The 17481-nt window shown below is 52.8% G+C and carries 22 protein-coding genes; 11 read left to right on the top strand and 11 right to left on the bottom strand.

Annotated features, from left to right (window positions below; all coding sequences use genetic code 11):
- Window positions 1-25: 25 nt before the first annotated feature.
- The 7 genes from TERTU_RS14540 to TERTU_RS14510 all read right to left on the bottom strand — a co-directional run bounded on the left by TERTU_RS14540 (window position 26) and on the right by TERTU_RS14510 (window position 4490).
- Window positions 26-730 (bottom strand): LolA family protein, encoded by a 705-nt coding sequence (locus TERTU_RS14540; RefSeq protein ID WP_028876770.1) that lies wholly within the window; start codon window positions 728-730, stop codon window positions 26-28.
- A complete protein-coding gene (locus TERTU_RS14535) occupies window positions 730-1149 on the bottom strand; it encodes an acyl-CoA thioesterase (protein ID WP_015819493.1) in 420 nt (139 codons plus the stop codon). The genes TERTU_RS14540 and TERTU_RS14535 overlap by 1 nt, the downstream gene beginning before the upstream one ends.
- Window positions 1131-1883, bottom strand: a complete 753-nt coding sequence (locus TERTU_RS14530; RefSeq protein WP_015818070.1) for a glycosyltransferase family 2 protein — start codon at window positions 1881-1883, stop codon at window positions 1131-1133. The genes TERTU_RS14535 and TERTU_RS14530 overlap by 19 nt, the downstream gene beginning before the upstream one ends.
- Window positions 1876-2250, bottom strand: a complete 375-nt coding sequence (locus TERTU_RS14525) for an ApeI family dehydratase (protein WP_015819155.1) — start codon at window positions 2248-2250, stop codon at window positions 1876-1878. Before TERTU_RS14525 ends, TERTU_RS14530 begins: the two co-directional genes overlap by 8 nt.
- 77 nt (window positions 2251-2327) lie before the next feature.
- The gene (locus tag TERTU_RS14520) at window positions 2328-2642 is read right to left on the bottom strand and encodes an acyl carrier protein (RefSeq protein ID WP_015819732.1); all 315 of its coding nucleotides are present in this window, start codon (window positions 2640-2642) and stop codon (window positions 2328-2330) included.
- A 113-nt stretch (window positions 2643-2755) separates the two neighbouring features.
- Complete coding sequence (locus tag TERTU_RS14515) at window positions 2756-3544, bottom strand: lysophospholipid acyltransferase family protein (protein ID WP_015817616.1); 789 nt, start codon at window positions 3542-3544, stop codon at window positions 2756-2758.
- A complete protein-coding gene (locus tag TERTU_RS14510; protein WP_228378168.1) occupies window positions 3525-4490 on the bottom strand; it encodes a chorismate transformation FkbO/Hyg5 family protein in 966 nt (321 codons plus the stop codon). Before TERTU_RS14510 ends, TERTU_RS14515 begins: the two co-directional genes overlap by 20 nt.
- 229 nt (window positions 4491-4719) lie before the next feature.
- Between TERTU_RS14510 and TERTU_RS14505 the strand changes: the two genes are divergently transcribed.
- Genes TERTU_RS14505 through TERTU_RS14465 form a run of 9 tightly spaced genes read left to right on the top strand, consistent with a single transcriptional unit; the run spans window position 4720 to window position 11490 of the window.
- The gene (locus TERTU_RS14505) at window positions 4720-5469 is read left to right on the top strand and encodes a class I SAM-dependent methyltransferase (protein WP_041590257.1); all 750 of its coding nucleotides are present in this window, start codon (window positions 4720-4722) and stop codon (window positions 5467-5469) included.
- Between the two features lie 24 nt (window positions 5470-5493).
- The gene (locus tag TERTU_RS14500) at window positions 5494-5772 is read left to right on the top strand and encodes a phosphopantetheine-binding protein (RefSeq protein WP_018014081.1); all 279 of its coding nucleotides are present in this window, start codon (window positions 5494-5496) and stop codon (window positions 5770-5772) included.
- A gap of 20 nt (window positions 5773-5792) precedes the next feature.
- A complete protein-coding gene (locus TERTU_RS14495) occupies window positions 5793-6413 on the top strand; it encodes a COG4648 family protein (RefSeq protein ID WP_015817366.1) in 621 nt (206 codons plus the stop codon).
- Complete coding sequence (locus TERTU_RS14490) at window positions 6406-7734, top strand: AMP-binding protein (protein WP_015820978.1); 1329 nt, start codon at window positions 6406-6408, stop codon at window positions 7732-7734. The genes TERTU_RS14495 and TERTU_RS14490 overlap by 8 nt, the downstream gene beginning before the upstream one ends.
- 1 nt (window position 7735) lies before the next feature.
- Window positions 7736-8110 (top strand): 3-hydroxyacyl-ACP dehydratase FabZ family protein, encoded by a 375-nt coding sequence (locus TERTU_RS14485; protein WP_015818680.1) that lies wholly within the window; start codon window positions 7736-7738, stop codon window positions 8108-8110.
- Window positions 8107-9039 carry an LpxL/LpxP family acyltransferase gene (locus TERTU_RS14480; protein WP_015818105.1) on the top strand — a complete coding sequence of 311 codons (933 nt, stop codon included), beginning with the start codon at window positions 8107-8109 and terminating at the stop codon, window positions 9037-9039. Before TERTU_RS14485 ends, TERTU_RS14480 begins: the two co-directional genes overlap by 4 nt.
- Window positions 9029-10210 (top strand): beta-ketoacyl-[acyl-carrier-protein] synthase family protein, encoded by a 1182-nt coding sequence (locus TERTU_RS14475; protein WP_015819630.1) that lies wholly within the window; start codon window positions 9029-9031, stop codon window positions 10208-10210. Before TERTU_RS14480 ends, TERTU_RS14475 begins: the two co-directional genes overlap by 11 nt.
- Window position 10211: 1 nt before the next feature.
- Window positions 10212-11018 carry a beta-ketoacyl synthase chain length factor gene (locus TERTU_RS14470; protein ID WP_015820760.1) on the top strand — a complete coding sequence of 269 codons (807 nt, stop codon included), beginning with the start codon at window positions 10212-10214 and terminating at the stop codon, window positions 11016-11018.
- Between the two features lies 1 nt (window position 11019).
- Window positions 11020-11490, top strand: coding sequence for an ApeP family dehydratase (locus TERTU_RS14465; RefSeq protein ID WP_228378167.1), 471 nt, complete (start codon window positions 11020-11022; stop codon window positions 11488-11490).
- Between the two features lie 182 nt (window positions 11491-11672).
- Here TERTU_RS14465 and TERTU_RS14460 read toward each other — a convergent pair whose 3' ends face one another.
- The 4 genes from TERTU_RS14460 to TERTU_RS14445 form a co-directional block, all read right to left on the bottom strand.
- Window positions 11673-12122, bottom strand: a complete 450-nt coding sequence (locus TERTU_RS14460) for a hypothetical protein (RefSeq protein WP_015819951.1) — start codon at window positions 12120-12122, stop codon at window positions 11673-11675.
- Entirely contained in the window at window positions 12103-12801 is a 699-nt protein-coding gene (locus tag TERTU_RS14455) for a response regulator (protein WP_015817889.1), read from the bottom strand. The genes TERTU_RS14460 and TERTU_RS14455 overlap by 20 nt, the downstream gene beginning before the upstream one ends.
- Window positions 12802-12821: 20 nt before the next feature.
- Complete coding sequence (locus TERTU_RS14450; RefSeq protein WP_015818283.1) at window positions 12822-14243, bottom strand: ATP-binding protein; 1422 nt, start codon at window positions 14241-14243, stop codon at window positions 12822-12824.
- A 96-nt stretch (window positions 14244-14339) separates the two neighbouring features.
- Window positions 14340-14639, bottom strand: a complete 300-nt coding sequence (locus tag TERTU_RS14445; RefSeq protein WP_015818487.1) for a YhbY family RNA-binding protein — start codon at window positions 14637-14639, stop codon at window positions 14340-14342.
- Window positions 14640-14810: 171 nt separating this feature from the next.
- On the opposite strand from TERTU_RS14445, the gene rlmE reads away from it, so the two are divergent.
- Window positions 14811-15431 (top strand): 23S rRNA (uridine(2552)-2'-O)-methyltransferase RlmE, encoded by a 621-nt coding sequence (rlmE, locus tag TERTU_RS14440; protein ID WP_015817095.1) that lies wholly within the window; start codon window positions 14811-14813, stop codon window positions 15429-15431.
- Between the two features lie 120 nt (window positions 15432-15551).
- Window positions 15552-17468 (top strand): ATP-dependent zinc metalloprotease FtsH, encoded by a 1917-nt coding sequence (gene ftsH / locus TERTU_RS14435; protein WP_015820106.1) that lies wholly within the window; start codon window positions 15552-15554, stop codon window positions 17466-17468.
- Window positions 17469-17481 lie beyond the last annotated feature (13 nt).

The raw sequence follows: 17481 nt of genomic DNA, 5'->3' as shown, positions 1-17481 counted from the left end.
TGTTTTGAGTTTGCTGGCGACGACTTCAAGGCTGAGCTTCCGACTCCAGAATATGCTTGCAAATGGCTTCGACTACGGAATCGTCCGTGCTGCAATCGGCAAACAGGTTGAGGGTGTTCTCTGTGACCTTGCTGAAGCGAACCGATTGCCATTCGCCGTTGGCCAGTTCCAGCCGGTACCCTGTGAGGTGGGATTCAACGGTAAACTCCAGCTGCGTCAGTTGCTTGGCAACTTGTTTGTTACGCGGGGTGAGCGTAATGCGCTGGGCTTTGCCCTCAGGCGTTACCTGGGCGTTGAAGTAGCGTTCCAGATACTTCCAATCACCGTCAATCAACGCGTTGATGATGCGACCGATATAGCGGGTTGCCTGGAGGCGGATACGCTCAGCCCGAATGCGTTGATTGTGTACCTGATAGTCAAAACTTTTTCGTGCCCCAAAAAACTGGGCCTGCATCACTGGTTCCCGGGTAAACCAGAGAAATCCGAGTTGTTTATCGAAAAAAAACTGACCGGAGCTAACGAGCTTTTCGGGCAACCCGGGTAATTTGCGCTCACTGATGAATGCGCCAGCGGAGTAATCGACAGCGGGGAGGCTTAACTGGGACAACGCGGAATCGGCGTGTTCTGCGTTGGCGACTGCAATGGCCGTTGTGGCGAATGTGTTATTGGCAAAGGTGAGAAGGACGTACACCAGGATTGCCCGGGCTGGACTGAATCGGGTTCTACACATTAGTGTTTACCCAGGCGTTCGATCAGAGTTTGTGGACTTTGAAAACACATCTCACCTGTTTTTCCGTCGACGGCCACCTGCGATGTGTGCGCCTTGCACAAGCGTTCTCCAGTCGTTTGATCGTAGATCACGTATTTTAATTTCAGGCGATACTCCCACTCAGCAAGTTGGGTTACCACACGCACCACCTGATCAAACCGAAGCGGTTTTACATACTTGATTTGCATATCAATGATGGGCCACATATAGCCCGACTGTTCCATGGCATCGTAGTTGTAGCCAACCTCATCCAGAAATTCACAGCGGGCGACTTCCAGATATTTAGCGTAATGGCCATGCCAGGCAACGCCCATCGAATCCACATCGTGGAAGGGCACTTTTATCAGGGTTTCGGTTTGTATCAGCGTGTCTGTGTCCATTCCAGTTTTCTGATCAGTAATTTGGGAAGACGCACCAACATGCCGAAAAACAGGCGTGTGTGCATCCAGGAAATTGCAATGTTGTCATTGAGAACATTGAAGTGAGAGGTAATCTCCGGGCGGTAGACTACCTCGGTGCGAATTTCTATAACCCGCACGCCGCGCCAGACTAACTTGACCAGAATATCTGAGTCGAAATCCATGCGGCGACTGATTTTTGACGTATTCAGCAGCTGTAAAGTTTCCTGCAGCGGGTAAAGTCGGAAACCGCACATGGAGTCGCTGATACTGCGCGACAAGGTGTTAACGCACACCCAAAAATCGGTAAGTTTACGCGCGTACATACGACTTTTCGGGGCATTGATATAAATACGGTTGCCACTGATGACCGCACGGGGGTGCTGTTGAGACATTGCTAAAAACAGCGGAATATCCTGGTGGTTGTGCTGGCCGTCTGCGTCTATTTGCAGTGCGTGGCTGTAGCCGAGACGCGCCGCTTCCCGCAAACCTTCACAGACCGCGCTGCCCTTGCCTTGATTGATGGGAAGGCGCAGTAAGGTAATGAATCTATGGCGGGTGACAATCTCGTCCAGTAGTTCGGCATTCGCCGGGTCACTGCCATCGTCGACTACCAGGCAAGGAAGCCCGAGTTCCGCCAGGTTGGCCGCCACCGGCGCAAATTCGCGACTGTGGTTGAAGATAGGGACCAGCAGGCAGGGCGTGTGGTTAGTCATTGGCCGCTCGCAGCGTCAGCGTACCTGAAGCGCAGGATTGCTCACCACTGAGCCATTGGAAGCTAACTTTGCCGGTATTTCGTGCGGGTGTCAGTTCGAGTGTCAGTGGTGTATCGGATTTGATGATGTGGGTAAACTTCAAATTTTTAATTTGCCCGGGTTCGCAGGCAAGCTCAAGACGTCGTGCAAGCTCGAATGTCCAGGTAAGCAGGGTCACACCGGGCAGTATTGGCAACTCAGGAAAGTGGCCGGCGAAATAGTCTGCGCTGTATGGGGGCGACAGCATTACCCGAATACAGCTCTCTGTCTGGTTTAGGATGGTGTGCGCAGGCAGAGGTAATTGCGTGAGTGGCTTAGAGTCAGTCATTGGGTGCTATGCCAGCTGCGGTTTGGGGCGTTGGCAGTTTGGCGTGGTTTACTCCAAACTGCCCGATATGGTAGGCGCTAACCAGCGTTGGTTGTTGTCTCCACGGCTTCTGGTTGTGCTGCGGTTTCGCTGCCCGACTCGTCGTTTAGCATTTTGTAAACGGCTTCAACGACGTCGTTAACGGTACGCACATGTTTAAAGTCATCCGGTTGAATTTTTTTGCCGGTGAATTCTTTCAGTTTTACCACCAAGTCTACGGCGTCGATGCTGTCGATATCCAAATCTTCGTAGAGATTAGCGTCTGGTGTTATTGCGCTTTCATCGATCTCGAAAAGGTCAACCATAACGCCTTTCAAGTAATCGTAAATCGCCTCTTTGCTGTAATTTTGCATAGGTGTATCTGTGTAATTCTGGGTAGCACTGGGTTTTATCTGAATTTAATGAGGAATCAGCCTCATGAATAGCGGCAAATATATCACAGCGTTCTGACAAATGGTTTATCTGATTACCTCTCGAGGCCGAGAAGTTCGTTGTAGTAGTCCTCCAGGAACCGGCAGAGCCGGCGCGCGTTTTTGCTCTGATATTCGGAAGTGTTTTGAAATAAGGCTATGTCAATAGCGGGCTGTGCATCGATCAGAAAATGGGGCCGCCTATCTGGAACCTGGTACCACCGCTGGTTCTTGAGCAGCGTTGCAGGCTCGCAGGTAACCTTGACCGGTCGAACCTGGTCGCTGCTGGCGAGGGCTATATTGGCCGCGCCACGAAGAAACTGCAGAGGCTCGCCGGGCTGACTGCGGGTACCTTCAGGAAAAACAATAAGGGTCTCACCTCGTTCCAGCGCAGACCTGCATTCGCTCAGTAGGTTGGGGTCGTCGTTGGCGATATACCCTGCAGCGGTCACCGGCCCACGTGTGAAGGGGTTGCGAAACAGTGCGCCTTTGACCACACAATTTGCCTCGGGGATCAGCGAAGCCACAAAAACCACATCGAGCAGCGACGGGTGATTCGCCAATACCAACTGGCCCGGCGCCGCGAGGCGCTCAATATGGCGGGTTTCAAAGCTCAGTAAGCCCAGGCCTCGCATGATTCGGATGTAGCACCAGAAGGCGCCGTTAATGCAACGCCGCGTCCACACTCGCCGGCGAATAGGCGAGATCGGCAGCGGTTGTGTGAGGGTGATTGCCAGGGCGATTATCGGCCCACCAATGCCAAAGAGCGCGAAAGCGAGCCCGGTTGCCGCAATTCGCCACTGACGGTACATCTGGTGTTTTAGTTTAGAGCCAGCAGTGTCCATCTATCTCTACCAGCAGGTCTGCACGGCATATATCGGCCGCGACATATACAAATTCGCATTGCGGGAAGCGCGCTTCGACCAGGTCGCGTACGAGGGCGAAATCACGTGGATGACGGATATACACTTTCAAAAAATCCGGCGCGATCTCGGTTCCGAGTTTTGTCCCTATATCGCTCAGCAGCGCGTCTAAATTGGCCAGCGTTTGCTGTGTTTGCTGGTGAATATCGCCAACATGCACACTCTGGTGCCCTTTAACGCTGGCGGTACCCGAGATAAAAAGTATGTTGTTATCCTCCAGTTGGCAAGCGGTTGCGCGAGCGAAGGTCGGGCTGCGGGGACCGTATTGACGAGGATAATCGTAGGCGCTGACTTGAAGCGGGTTTTCAAAATGCTGGCCGCGAACAGCCGTTGATAATTGATAGAAAATCGCGTTGGCGGAGTGTGTGCCCAGCGCGCTGGCAGAGGCAAAATCTGCCTGCACAACGCCTTTTTCCTGGTAAGCAGCAGCGCGGCCCGCACAAAATTGCTTGTAGGTTTCGCTATCGCCGTTGCCGCGATTTATGTGGGGCAGGTAATTCCAGCTGCGCACCACATGTGGCATATGTGCTTCGCGAGCAATTTCCAGCATTGTGGCATAGGCTTGCTCAGTCGCTTGTGCCATATTTTCGCAGTCGTTGTCACTTAGCCATACGGCAACAAGCAGCCAGTTTTCTGTTTGTACAACCTTAGCGTTGCCGGGTTTGACCGAGAGCTTCCAGGTACGGGATGAATCTGCACTCCAGCACTCGATGATGTTGCTGTCACCTAATAACTGCAAGCCCGTATCGATACGGGATGCGTCGGGAACAAAGCAGCAATCACTGCCGAAATGAATGCCCAAAGATCGGTGGGCGCAGTGTGGGGGGCACAAGCTCACTGTATAGCTTGCCGGTTGGGAGTCGAACACCAAGATACCTGTAAACGTTAAACTTTGGAGCTGGATAAACATTCTCTGCGCACTAAGACGCGCGCTGCGGCCGCATTATAGCGACAGTTGCACGCAGGAGGCGAGAGTCAGCGTTGCGCAGGCCATAACCCTGCTGTAAAGTACCGCCGATTTGGAAGACAGGCCTGATCGGCGGGTACACCTGCGTGTACTCAGGGCGATCAGGGCAGCGTTATTAGAGTGTTCAAATATGCAAGATGGTAAGCAATCGTCAGTAGCTCCGCACCCCGTACTGTCGGATTATTATGAAAGCGGAGAAGCGAGGCGCAAGAAGGTCGACGCGATGTTTGACTCTTCGGCGCAGCACTACGACTGGATTACGAAAATGATGAGCTTCGGCTCTGGCGGCTGGTACCGCCGTCAGGCGCTATTGCGCGTCGGTGTGGGTGCTGGTCACCAGGTGCTGGACGTGGGCGCGGGCACTGGGGAAGTGTCGCTAATTGAACAGGAATTGGTCGGTTCCGATGGTTTTGTCGTAGCGTTGGATCCTAGCAAAGGTATGCTCTCGGTTGCAGTTGAAAACGGTGTGCAGAGAGCAACTATGGGACTGGGTGAAGCACTGCCTTTCCCTGATAACACATTCGATTTTGTGACCATGAGCTATGCGCTGCGACATGTGGCCGACTTGCAAGCGGCGTTCGAAGAGTACCGCCGTGTTTTGAAGCCGGGTGGCAAAATGCTGTTGTTGGAAATCACTCGCCCGGAAGGCGCCCTTACAACGGCTGCGTTAAAAGTCTATATGAAAGGGATCATTCCTACGGTTACTCGCGTTTTCCGTGGTAGCAAAGAAGCGGAAGAGTTGATGCGTTATTACTGGGATACCATTGATCAATGTGTTCCCCCTGCGAAAATTCTGGACGCAATGGCCAGTGCAGGCGTCAGCAACCCACAGCGCAATAAGGTTATGGGTATTTTCAGCGAGTACATCGGCAGTAAATAACACAGGATTAATTTGGTTTTAAGCATGAGTGGTTTAACAGATAAAGAACTGGAATTTGCCGGTTACCTGGTCGAGGCGCTCGACCTTGAAGATACCGACGCAGCAGACATCAAGCCCGAGGCGCCGCTGTTTGGTTTTTCTTCCGACGATAGTTTGGGGCTCGATTCAATCGACGCGCTTGAGATTTCTCTGATGATTGCGCAAAAGTATCAAGTCCAGTTGAAGGCAGACGACAGTAATAACGAACAGATTTTTTCCAGCTTGCGATCGCTTTGCTCACATGTGTTGAGCAAAGCTGCGTAATTGGGAGTTGGGGTCGACCCGTGCAAATCGCGCTTTTGATTGGCTATCCGGTTCTGGTATTTTTTGCCGGTAATCAATCGAATAGCGCGCTAGCCAGTGCCGCGTTGTTATTTTTGCTTCTGGGTATTGTTTTTCATCCATTGAAGGCGGGAAAAACCGGGGCAATTGTCGCGGTACTACTCGCTTCTGTTGGTCTTGCCGTCGCGGCCTACCTTCATTTTTCGCTGTGGCTTATGAAATTGCCTGCCATAGCCTTTCCGTTGTTTTTACTCGTTATATTCGCCGGGTCGTTGTTGCCTGGGCGCGAGGCTTTAGTAACAGCAATTGGCGAGCATGCCCGCGGTCCTCTTTCTGAAAACATGCGCCGTTATACACGTGCGGTGACGATTCTTTGGAGCGTCCTGTTTTTGGTAATGGTTGTTGTAGGCGGAGTGACTCTGCTGCCGAGCGTCCCGGAGTGGCAGGCCTTTGTCGCTCACACCGTGCTTTACCCTGTGTCTGGAATTGTTTTTATCGGCGAATTTTTTGTGCGCAAGCTTCTTTTTCCGCGTCACGATCACCCGTCGTTCATAGAGTATTTGAAGATAGTCACATCCGCAGGCGTTGTGCGTCCGTCGTTGCAGAGAGCTTTTCATGACTGAGCCGAGTACGCTGCTATGTACCCGTCCACCGGACGATGTGATCGCCCACTATCATGGTCAGCCACTCACGATTGCCGGATTGGTAGCTACTGCTGAGAGCCTTGCTGCAACGCTCGAACCAGGGTGTGACGTGATTAACTTGTGCGGTAATCGCGTTCATTTCCTTGTCGTTTTTTGTGCGGTATTGCTTCGCGGTGGTAAAAATATTCTGCCGCCTAACAGGCAGCCAGGTACCATTGTTGAGCTTGCCAGTGCAGGCCAGTCGCCACGCCTGGTTTTTTTCGATAAAGGTATCGAACTCGATCCAATGGATTCGCAGCACTGGCGCAGGCTCGAACGCCTCGATATTGCCGATGATGCAGCCTTCACTGGGATGCCGTGCATACCACTGGATCACAGCCTGGTAGAGGTCTATACCTCTGGCAGTACTGGGGTGCCCAAAAAGCTCGTTAAGACCTGGCGTATATTGGCCGGTACTGGCGAAAAACTGTGCGCGGCTCTTGATAGTGATAACACCTGCTGGGACCTGGTGGCCACTGTCCCGTGCCAGCATATGTACGGCTTGGAAGCATCGGTCATTATGCCGCTTCGGGGGCGCTTCGCCATTATTGAGCACACGCCCTTCTACCCTGAAGATGTGGTAGAGCAGGTAGCGCAATGCGAGAGACCTGTGCGCCTGGTAACAACACCAGTGCATTTACGCGCAGTGGTGCAGAGCCATGCCCGGCTGCCCGATTCATTGCAGCAGGTCATTTCCGCGACAGCACCGCTTGCCGAACCGATTGCGCGAGCGGCAGAAGAGGCAGGAGTGGCAAAGGTATACGAAATATTCGGGTTCAGTGAAGCGGGCAGTGTCGCGACCCGGCGAACGTTGACTGGGCCTACGTGGCAACTGCTGCGCGGCTTCCGGTTTTTGCGGGAAGATAAAGTCATGTTGTACGCAGATCATCTTCCAAAAGCAGAGCCTTTCCCGGACGAATTGGAGTTAGTGGGCGACAGTCAGTTTCGGTTTTTGGCGCGTGCAGGTGATCATCTCAATATTGGCGGCAAGCGCATGTCACTCGCCGACCTCAGCGCGAAGCTACTGGCAATACCTGGCGTGGTCGACGCTCACCTCTATATCGACAAGCAGGGAGAGGCGAGACCGGTGGGCTTCGTGGTAACGGAGCTTAGTGTTCGCGATGTACTGCATGCTCTATCGCATCGCGTGGACCCGGTGTTTCTGCCGCGGCCCTTTAAAAAAGTGCCGCAAATTATGCGCAATGCGACGGGTAAAGTGACTGCCGCGGAGCTGGCCACCATGTTGATGGGAGGCAGTTGATATGTTGATCCAATATCAGCAGGTATCAGCAGAGCACCCCTGTTTTGCTGGCCATTTTCCTGGTAACCCACTGGTTCCCGGTGCGTTATTGCTGTCGTGGGTGGCGGCATACTTTCAGGTCGCAAGTGCTGGCGAACTGGTGGCCATAAAGAACGCCAAATTTTTACGCCCGGTGCGTCCCGGCGATCAGCTCACATACGAGTTTGACGTTAAGAGTGGCAGGCCATCGACGGGCACGGTACGCCCTGAGGCTGTAGAAACTCAATTGCCGGAAAACGTCTTTTTGGATGGTGCAGGAGTGGGCAAATTTAGCGTGCTCATCACTGGTAGCGCTGCGGTAGTAGTAGCAACTGGGAGCTTCGAGTACCGGGCATGAGTCGAGCGAGTTCAGAGTCAGGTTGGCAGGCGCAAACCGAGCGGGGCTCTCCCCTGGGGATGGCGATTGTTGTCTGGACTGCGTTGCGGTGCGGTCGGGCGCCTGTTCGGGTTTTACTTGCCGGTATTGTTTTCTATTACGCCTTGTTCAGTCCAGCAGCCAGGCGTGCGTCGCGTAGCTTTCTCGCGCGAACGCAATCGACGCCAGTGACGTTCTGGCAGATATACCGCCACTTTTTTTGTTTTGCCCAGGTTACCGTCGACCGCTTGTTTTTCTTGTCCGGCCGCAATCGCGACTTTGATGTTGTTGTGCATGGGAATAGCGTCATTGATGCTCACATTCGCTCTGGGCAGGGTTGTTTATTGTTGATGTCCCACCTGGGAAGTTTCGATGTGCTTCGCGCTGCCGGTCGAGACCGCAAAAATACCCGGGCGCGGGTACTGATGGACCGTGACCATGCAAAAAAGGCGATGGCGCTGCTGCAGGCGGTCAATCCGGATATGGCGCAGGACATTATCGATGTCGAACAACCACCAGCGCAGTTAATGCTGTGTTTGCAGGAAGCGCTGACAAACGGCCAGTTTGTCGGGGTTATGGCAGACAGAGTGCACCGCTCTGAGCGGGTGTACCGACAGACATTTATGGGGAGCCCGGTGCAACTGCCGGAGGGCTTGTGGCAAATGGCCGCAGCTTTAAAAATACCGGTGGTGGCAGGTTTTGGGGTTTATCAGGGGACTAGCGCGGGCAAGGCCCGGTACGAAATTTTTTTTCACGCGATTGCGGATTCCACGGAGGTGGAACGCAAAGAGCGCAGGGAGTGGATGCAGAGCGCACAGCGAGTTTACGTGGATACCCTGGAATCCATGGCGCAAGCATACCCGTATAACTGGTTTAACTTTTACGATTATTGGAAGCTAGATGAATCTTAAAATCGGCAGTATTACGTCTGCATCAGCGGCTGGGATAGGAAACCAGGCGTTGCTGGCGAGTCTGCAGAGTGGACAAACCGGGCTGGTAAAGCGTCCGTTCGGTGAGAGTGCGCCGCTCAGCACCTACATTGGTGTTGTTGACGAATTGGAAGACCTGGTGCTCCCCACCGAATTGACTGCCTACGATTGTCGCAATAATCGTCTCGCCTACCTCGCGATGCAGCAGGACGGGTTTATTGATGCGGCGCGTGACCTGGTGGCACGGCATGGAGGGCGTCGGGTAGGTGTGTTTATCGGCACCAGTACGTCTGGGATTCAACAAACTGAGCTTGCTTATCGGCAGATGGTTGCTGCACAAGGTGAGCATCTGCCGCGCTGGTACAACTACGATCTCACGCACAACAATAACTCAGCGCCTAAGCTGGTTGCAGAAGTGACCGGCGCGACCGGTATGTGTCATGCCGTGTCGACGGCATGCTCAAGTAGTGCGAAAGTCTTTGCGAATGCCTGGCGGGCGATCAAAGCGGGCTTTTGCGATGCTGCGATTGTGGGTGGTGTAGACACGCTGTGTCTTACCACTTTGTTTGGATTCAATTCACTGCAATTGATTTCGGACGATATCTGCCGACCTTGTGATCGGGATCGTACGGGCATATCCATCGGCGAAGCTGCAGGTTTCGCAATAGTGGAACCCGGTGACGGCGGTGTTATGACTTTGCAGGGCTTTGGTGAAAGCAGTGATGCCTACCATATGTCCAGCCCCCACCCCGACGGTCTTGGCGCTTATGACTCAATGGCTGGGGCACTGGCTATGGCGGGGCTGACGCCTGATGACATTGACTATGTCAACCTGCACGGCACTGGCACCAAAGCCAATGATCTGGCGGAATCTCGTGCAGTGTGCCGGCTGTTCGAACAGTCGCTCCCGTGCAGCTCCACGAAGGGCTGGACTGGGCACACACTGGGCGCTGCGGGCATACTGGAAGCCGCTGTCTCCGCTCTGGTGTTAAATCATGGGCTGCTGCCCGTATCACTCAATACCCGTGAATTGGACGAGCACATAAAGGCCGATGTGATTCTCGGCGAGAACAAAAACGTTGAGGTGCGCCGGGTATTGAGTAACTCATTTGGCTTTGGCGGCAGTAACTGCAGCCTGGTAATGGGGGTGTAGCATGAGCGAGATGACCTGTTACCTCAACGGTGTTGGCCTGGTGGCTCCAGGGGTTGAAGACTGGCCGGTGTTCACCCGAATTGTTGTAGGCGAGGAGCCTTATAGCGCCACTGAACCCGCTCGCTATACGCCCCAATCGCTGCCGGCCAACGAGCGTCGTCGAGCGTCTCAATTGGTACGCCTTGCATTCAACAGTATTGAGCAGTTGGTTCTGCAACTGCCTGCTGAAGGCTACGCAACTGTATTTTCTTCTTCCGGCGGTGATTACGATATTTTTCACAAAATCTGCACCGCACTGGCGCTGCCGGAGAAAATTGTCTCTCCCACGCAGTTCCATAACTCCGTCCATAACGCTCCGGCTGGCTATTGGAGTATCGCGACGGGTAATACGCACCCTTCTACTACGATCAGTGCGCACGACTACAGCTTTGTCATGGGGCTGGTCGACGCAGTAGCGCAGTTACAGGGTGAAGCGGAAAATGTGTTGCTGGCCTGCTACGACATGGTGCCGCCATCGCCGATTAATGAAGTGCGCAACGTTGCCGGGCCATTTTCAACAAGTCTGCTACTGTCCGCTCGTGCCAACGAGCACACGCTGTGTGCACTGGATGTATCGGTGGCTCCCAGAGCAGCCCAGGTTTCATCTTTAGCGATTGCGGCCCTGGAAACCCTTCGTTTGGGTAATGCGTCGGCACGCAGTTTAAGCTTGCTCACCGCCATCGCTCGGGCTGAGCGCGAGACTGAATTGGCGCTGAGCAATGGTGAAAGCTTATGTATTGGTCTAAGGTACAGCGGTTTCGGTGATTAACGTGCTAACGACTCTGTCGACCTCTGAACTACATGCACTCATGCCTCATTCGGGCGATATGTGCTTGATAAATAAGGTGCTCAGTGTGGATGACAGCGCAATCGAGGTGTTGGCTGAAGTCGAGGACCCCGGTTCTCATCCCCTTGCTTGTGATAATCGATTGAGTGTTCTGTTGTTGCCGGAGTTTGCGGCGCAGGCGGCGGCATTGCATTTGAACCGCAGTGGCGACAGTGTGTTCGGAGCTACTGATGCGCCCGTATTTCTTGCCGCCGTCAAGCAATTTAATTGGCAGGGTGCGAGGCGTTGCCTGGGGGGAGCGGTACTGCGAATAAACGCATGGCGTTTGAGTGCAAGTGCTGTTGGCGCAATGTACCAGTTTGACGCAACCGTTGGTGATGGGGCTAGTGGGAATGAGCTTAGTGCGAGCGGGCGCTTTTCGCTTATGGTCGCGCGCGAGCCGCAAGTTGACTAATGGTAAAGCGCCGCATTCACGTAGCTTCAATTGCCTCTGCAGGATATTTTGGTCTCGCACCCGTCAGTACCCTTGAGCAACATTCTTAAGCTCCGAAGTTACGTTATAACCGGAAGTAACGACCCGAATTTACAACCTGAACTTATGACCTGAACCTACGATAAGGGTGACGAGGGAGTGCGTTACCAGCGTTTTATTGTATCGGGAAATTTTTGTCGGTCGTCCGGGGTCGCCAGATCATTACATTCACCGCGCAGCCAGGGCGCGACCCCATAGAAATTGCTATCGATCACCCAGTAGCCTTCGCGGCAGTACTGACTTATTTCCATGTGTTTCTCGATCTGGCCTTGGAGTCGTTTTTGGTTGCGCTTGGCAAGTGCGTCTGTATTGATTTGCATCCGCTGCCCGTTGGTGAAAACAACCTCCTTCTCGGGAGGCGGAATTTCTCCCCGCTCAAACATCGCGGTGTATTTAACAGGTAAAACGCGAAATTCGAAATGCTTCAAACCGCCCTCCGTTATACGGGTGCGGAATTCCGTGGTGAGATCTTCGGGTAATCGCGCAGTGCCACAAGCGCTCAGTAAGCAGACAACTGTAATCAGCGCACTGTTTTTATTTATGCTGAAGCTCATATTTATACCCCGCACCGTACACTGAGTGGATGAGCTCCAACCCAGGATCGGCTTCCTGCATTTTTTTGCGCAGCTTTTTAATGTGGCTATCGACGGTGCGATCACTGACGACGCGATAATCGCTGTAGATATTATCCATAATATATTGGCGCGAGAAAATTCGCCCTTGTTCCGTGTACAGCAATTTAAACAGACAGAACTCAATGGTAGTGAGTTCAATCATTGAGCCAGAAATACTAACTTGCTGACTGTTTTCGTGCAATTGCACCGCTTGACTGGCGCTGTCCTGGAGTTGTTCCTGCGGCTGTTGTACCCGCCGTAGCACCGCCTTCACACGGGCAACAATTTCACGCGGACTAAATGGTTTGCATACATAATCATCGGCGCCTAGTTCCAGGCCTAGCAGGCGATCAATTTCCTCCACCTTGGCTGTGACCATAATGATGGGCAGCGTTTTGAATTGCGCCTGAGTACGCAACTCGCGGCAAATATCCAGGCCATTTTTCCCTGGCAGCATGAGGTCCAGTAAAATGATGTCTGCGGTGTTGGTGCTCAGCCAGCGCTCGACTTCGAGTCCATTCCCTATAATTTCACAATGAAACCCGGCTGCCAGCAGGTAGTCGCGCATCAACAGCGCGAGTTCTGCTTCGTCTTCAACAATGAGCACGGTAGCGGACATGGGTTTACCCTTTAAGCAAATTAACTGTGGCTGAGAGGCAGGCGCAAAGTGATTGTGAGCCCACCTGAGGGTGCGGGCATGGCGGTAATTGTACCACTATGGGCCTCGACAATATTTTTGCAAATGCTCAGTCCCAGACCGGCGCCGCCGGTTGCCCTGTTGCGCGAGTTTTCCACTCGGTAAAGACGGTCAAAAATTTTATCGATCTGGTCTGCGGGCACGCCTGGTGCACTATCGGTAAAGACAATTTCAACCAGTTTGTTGGTCGTGTTGCAAGTGACGGTTAATTGCCCTGGCGTGTCTGTGTAGCGGTAGCTGTTTTCGAACAGATTGCGCAGCAGCTGTGCGAGCCGGTCGTAATCCCCGTAAATACCCGCGTTTTTGTCGAGTGAGTTGGTCATCTGAAAAGTGAGGCCCTTCTCTTCCAGACGGTGCACGTAATCATCGGCAATTTCTTCCAGTAAATCGTACAGGCAGAGCAGGCTCTTGTTATAGGTCATTGCGCCGAGGTCGGTCAGCGAAAGATCGTATAAATCACTGATTAAATTATGGAGAGCATCGATTTTGTTTTTAAGCAGTTCCAGGTTTTCGGGCGTCGTTGGGCGAATACCATCCTGCATGGCTTCGATCTGAGCTTTCAGAACAGCCAGCGGTGTGCGCATTTCGTGAGAAATATCGGCAACCCATTGCTTGCGGGCTTTTTCGTTGGCGGAGAGAGTTTTTGCGAGCTCATTAAAATTGTTGCAGAGCATACCCAGTTCATCAGTGCTGTTGGGCTGAATTCGGACACTGAAATCGCCGTCGGCTATCTGGCGAGCGCCTTTGGTCAGGTCACCGAGCGGTTTGACCAGCCAGCGGGACACCAGCATTGACACTGCAAACGAGGCGGCCACAATCGCCAGACTAAATAGGGCGAACACTTTCAGCTGCTGGCTGACAAATAATTTATCGACTGAGCGCATAAAGTCTTTTGGTTTGATATAGCCCAGGTAACCAATGAGTTGGTCCTCGTAAATCAGCTCCCGCCAGGAGTACTCCGCATTTTTAAATGCATTGCCGACGATCAGTTTTTTGGTGGGATCGGTGAGAATCAGCTGATCAATAAAGACACGCTCCTGTGCCTTAACGCTGGGGTGCGGCGGTGGTTGGTTGTTACTGATCGCTTCGCGGGTTTGCTGTTCGATAAATTCACGAAACGTGCGGTACTTGAGTCGCAGCCAAAGGCGATTGTTATCTCGTAGGGGTTCGAGAGAATTCTCCCGCTCGTATATTTCTAACACCGAAATTTCGAGATTTTGCAGGCGATCGATTGCCTGTTGAGTAACGTAATCCAGAAAACCTTTTTTAACACTCGCATGGCTTAGCAACAACATCGCAGTTGTTGATAGTACGAGGGTGATAAGAAAGGTGAGCCAGAGCTTAAATTTTATACTTTTGATCATAACGGGGCCCGCGAGAGGGCCCCGAGTATTATCAATCAGCGGAATGATGGCAAGATAGCCAGGGCAAGTTCCATGATTTTTGCGCTTTTCAGGTAGTTAGCGGATGTTGGACTTGCGGGGGTCGGGTTTGGCCGCTTCGCGAAACAGGAGCGCGACTTTACCTATCTCCTGAACCAACTGGGCGTTCGATGAGGTACACACCTCTTGTATTGCCGCTTTGCGCGCATCTCGATCCACAACAGCCACTTTAATCTTGATCAGCTCGTGGTCTTCCAGTGCGCGATTAATTTCGGCGAGCACGTTGTCTGTGACGCCTTTGGCCGCAATAGTCACAATTGGGTTAAGGCTGTGACCGAGTGTGCGGTACTGTTTCATCTTATCTGCGGATAACGCCATGAATTTAATCACCTGTAGGGCAGCACATTTGGTACAACGGCTGCTTGTATATTCTTAAAAGGGCGCCTATTGTACCCGTAAACACGCGGGATCGCGCGACTTCTCGCTGTAGAAGCATCCACAAGCGCCCGACCTTACGTACAACACCCAGGTAATCTTAATAGTAGCAGTATGGCAAGATCGAAAAGCAGTCACCGTTGGCTGCGGGAACACTTTAGCGACCAGTATGTAAAAGCCTCTCAGAAGGACGGCTACCGCAGCCGTGCCAGCTATAAGCTGATAGAGCTGGATAACAAAGACAAACTTTTTCGTCCCGGAATGACTGTGGTGGATTTAGGCGCAGCACCGGGCGGCTGGTCGCAGGTGGCGGTGCAGCAAATTGGTGACAAGGGGCAAGTGATTGCCTCCGATATTCTGCCAATGGATTCGATTGCCGGCGTGACCTTTATTCAGGGTGACTTTACAGAAGAGTCCGTACTGGAAGAGTTGCTTGGCGCAATGGATGGTGAAAGGGCAGATCTTGTAATTTCCGACATGGCCCCAAACATGAGTGGAGTAACTGCTGTAGATCAGCCAAAGTCCATGTATCTGGTGGAATTGGCGTTGGATATGGCAAAGCAAGTGCTTAAACCGGGCGGTACCTTTGTGTGTAAAGTTTTTCACGGCGAAGGCTTCGATGATTTTTTTAAAGATTGCAACGCCAGTTTCAGTAAAGCAGTAACCAGAAAGCCGGATGCGTCCCGTGCGCGTTCGCGCGAGGTTTACCTGGTTGCGAAGGGATATAAGGCATAATCAGTCTCTGGTCTGTTTGTGAACAGCAGAGCTATACTTTGCCAACCACGATTAATAGCATGATTTGCCGCGATGCGTGCGCCCAGGCTGGGCAGCATCGATAATGAGGAGAAGACAGCCTTGAATGATATGGCTAAAAACCTGGTACTTTGGCTGGTTATTGCAGCAGTACTCTTTACTGTATTCCAGAATCTCAACGATCCTGCTCCCCGGGATGAACTCAATTACTCTGAGTTTATGCAAGATGTGCAGGACGACAGAGTCAAAGAGGTCACCATCGATGGCCAGATGATTCGCGGCGTACGTGAGGATAACTCCAACTTTGTTGTGGTTATGCCTGCTGTGCTGGACCTCAAATTGATGGATACGCTGCTCGATCACCATGTTCAAGTAAAAGGGTCGCTGCCTGAGAAGTCCAGTTTGTGGGAGCAACTGCTTGTTGCGAGCTTCCCGATCCTGCTGTTTATCGCAGTGTTTATTTTCTTTATGCGACAGATGCAGGGCGGAGCGGGTGGCCGCGGTGGTCCGATGAGTTTCGCCAAGAGCAAAGCACGTTTATTGGGCGAAGATCAGGTTAAAACCACCTTCGCTGACGTGGCTGGTGTTGATGAAGCAAAAGAAGACGTTCAAGAGCTGGTCGAGTTTCTGAAAGATCCGTCGCGATTTCAACGCCTGGGTGGACGAATTCCCCGTGGCGTATTGATGGCTGGACCTCCCGGTACGGGTAAAACCCTGCTTGCGAAAGCGATTGCAGGCGAGGCAAAAGTGCCTTTCTTCTCGATTTCCGGCTCAGATTTTGTCGAAATGTTCGTCGGCGTGGGTGCATCTCGCGTCCGCGATATGTTCGATCAAGCCAAGAAGCAGGCGCCCTGTATTATATTTATCGATGAAATTGATGCGGTGGGTCGCCACCGCGGCGGCGGCCATGGCGGCGGTCACGATGAGCGTGAACAAACGTTGAACCAGCTGCTGGTGGAAATGGACGGGTTTGAAGGTAGTGAAGGCGTGATTGTGATCGCGGCGACTAACCGCCCGGATGTTTTGGATAAGGCTCTGTTGCGTCCAGGTCGTTTCGACCGTCAGGTGTTTGTTGGTTTGCCAGACATTCGCGGCCGCGAGCAGATTTTAAAAGTACACATGCGTAAAGTGCCAATGGACGACAAGGTGGAAGCGGGCATCATTGCGCGTGGCACGCCGGGGTTCTCTGGTGCTGATCTCGCCAACCTCGTGAACGAAGCGGCACTGTTTGCGGCTCGTGCAAACAAGCGCGTCGTTACCATGGAAGAGTTCGAAAAGGCTCGCGACAAAATCCTTATGGGTGCTGAACGTAAATCCATGGTGATGAGCGAGAAAGAAAAGGAAAACACGGCCTATCACGAAGCTGGACACGCAATTGTGGGTCGTTTGGTACCTGAGCACGATCCTGTGCACAAGGTCAGTATTATTCCGCGTGGCCGCGCTTTGGGTGTCACCCAATTCCTGCCCGAGGAAGACAAACACAGTCATAGCAAGCGTTCTATTGAATCCATGTTGTGCTCGCTGTTCGGCGGCCGTATTGCTGAAGAGATGACCCTGGGCTTTGAAGGTGTAACTACTGGGGCTTCTAACGACATTGAGCGCGCGACTGATCTGGCGCGCAATATGGTGACCAAGTGGGGTTTGTCGGAGAAGCTTGGCCCACTGCATTATGGCGAGGACGAAAATGGCTACCCAGGCATGGCTGCCCAGCAGTATTCCGGCGAAACCTCCCGCGTAATCGATGAAGAAGTGCGCCGTATTATCGACTCCTGCTACGGCAAAGCGAAAGCCATCCTCGAAGAAAACCGCGATATTCTCGAAGCCATGAAAGATGCGCTTATGGAGTACGAAACTATCGATTCTGAGCAAGTGGATGACCTGATGGCTCGTCGTAAAGTTCGCCCTCCGCGCGACTGGCACGACAGCAGCTTTGGTGGCGGCAGCAGTGCAGATGGCGCTGCAGACGCAGACAAGCCTTCCGACAGTACGACTGTTGGCGGGCCAGCCAGCCAGCACTAAATCAGGTTAACAG

Origin of the sequence: Teredinibacter turnerae T7901 (genome assembly GCF_000023025.1) — a bacterium.
Lineage (GTDB): Bacteria > Pseudomonadota > Gammaproteobacteria > Pseudomonadales > Cellvibrionaceae > Teredinibacter > Teredinibacter turnerae_B.
The sequence above is the reverse complement of the archived record's forward strand: the minus strand, read 5'-3'. Positions and strand labels throughout refer to the sequence as shown.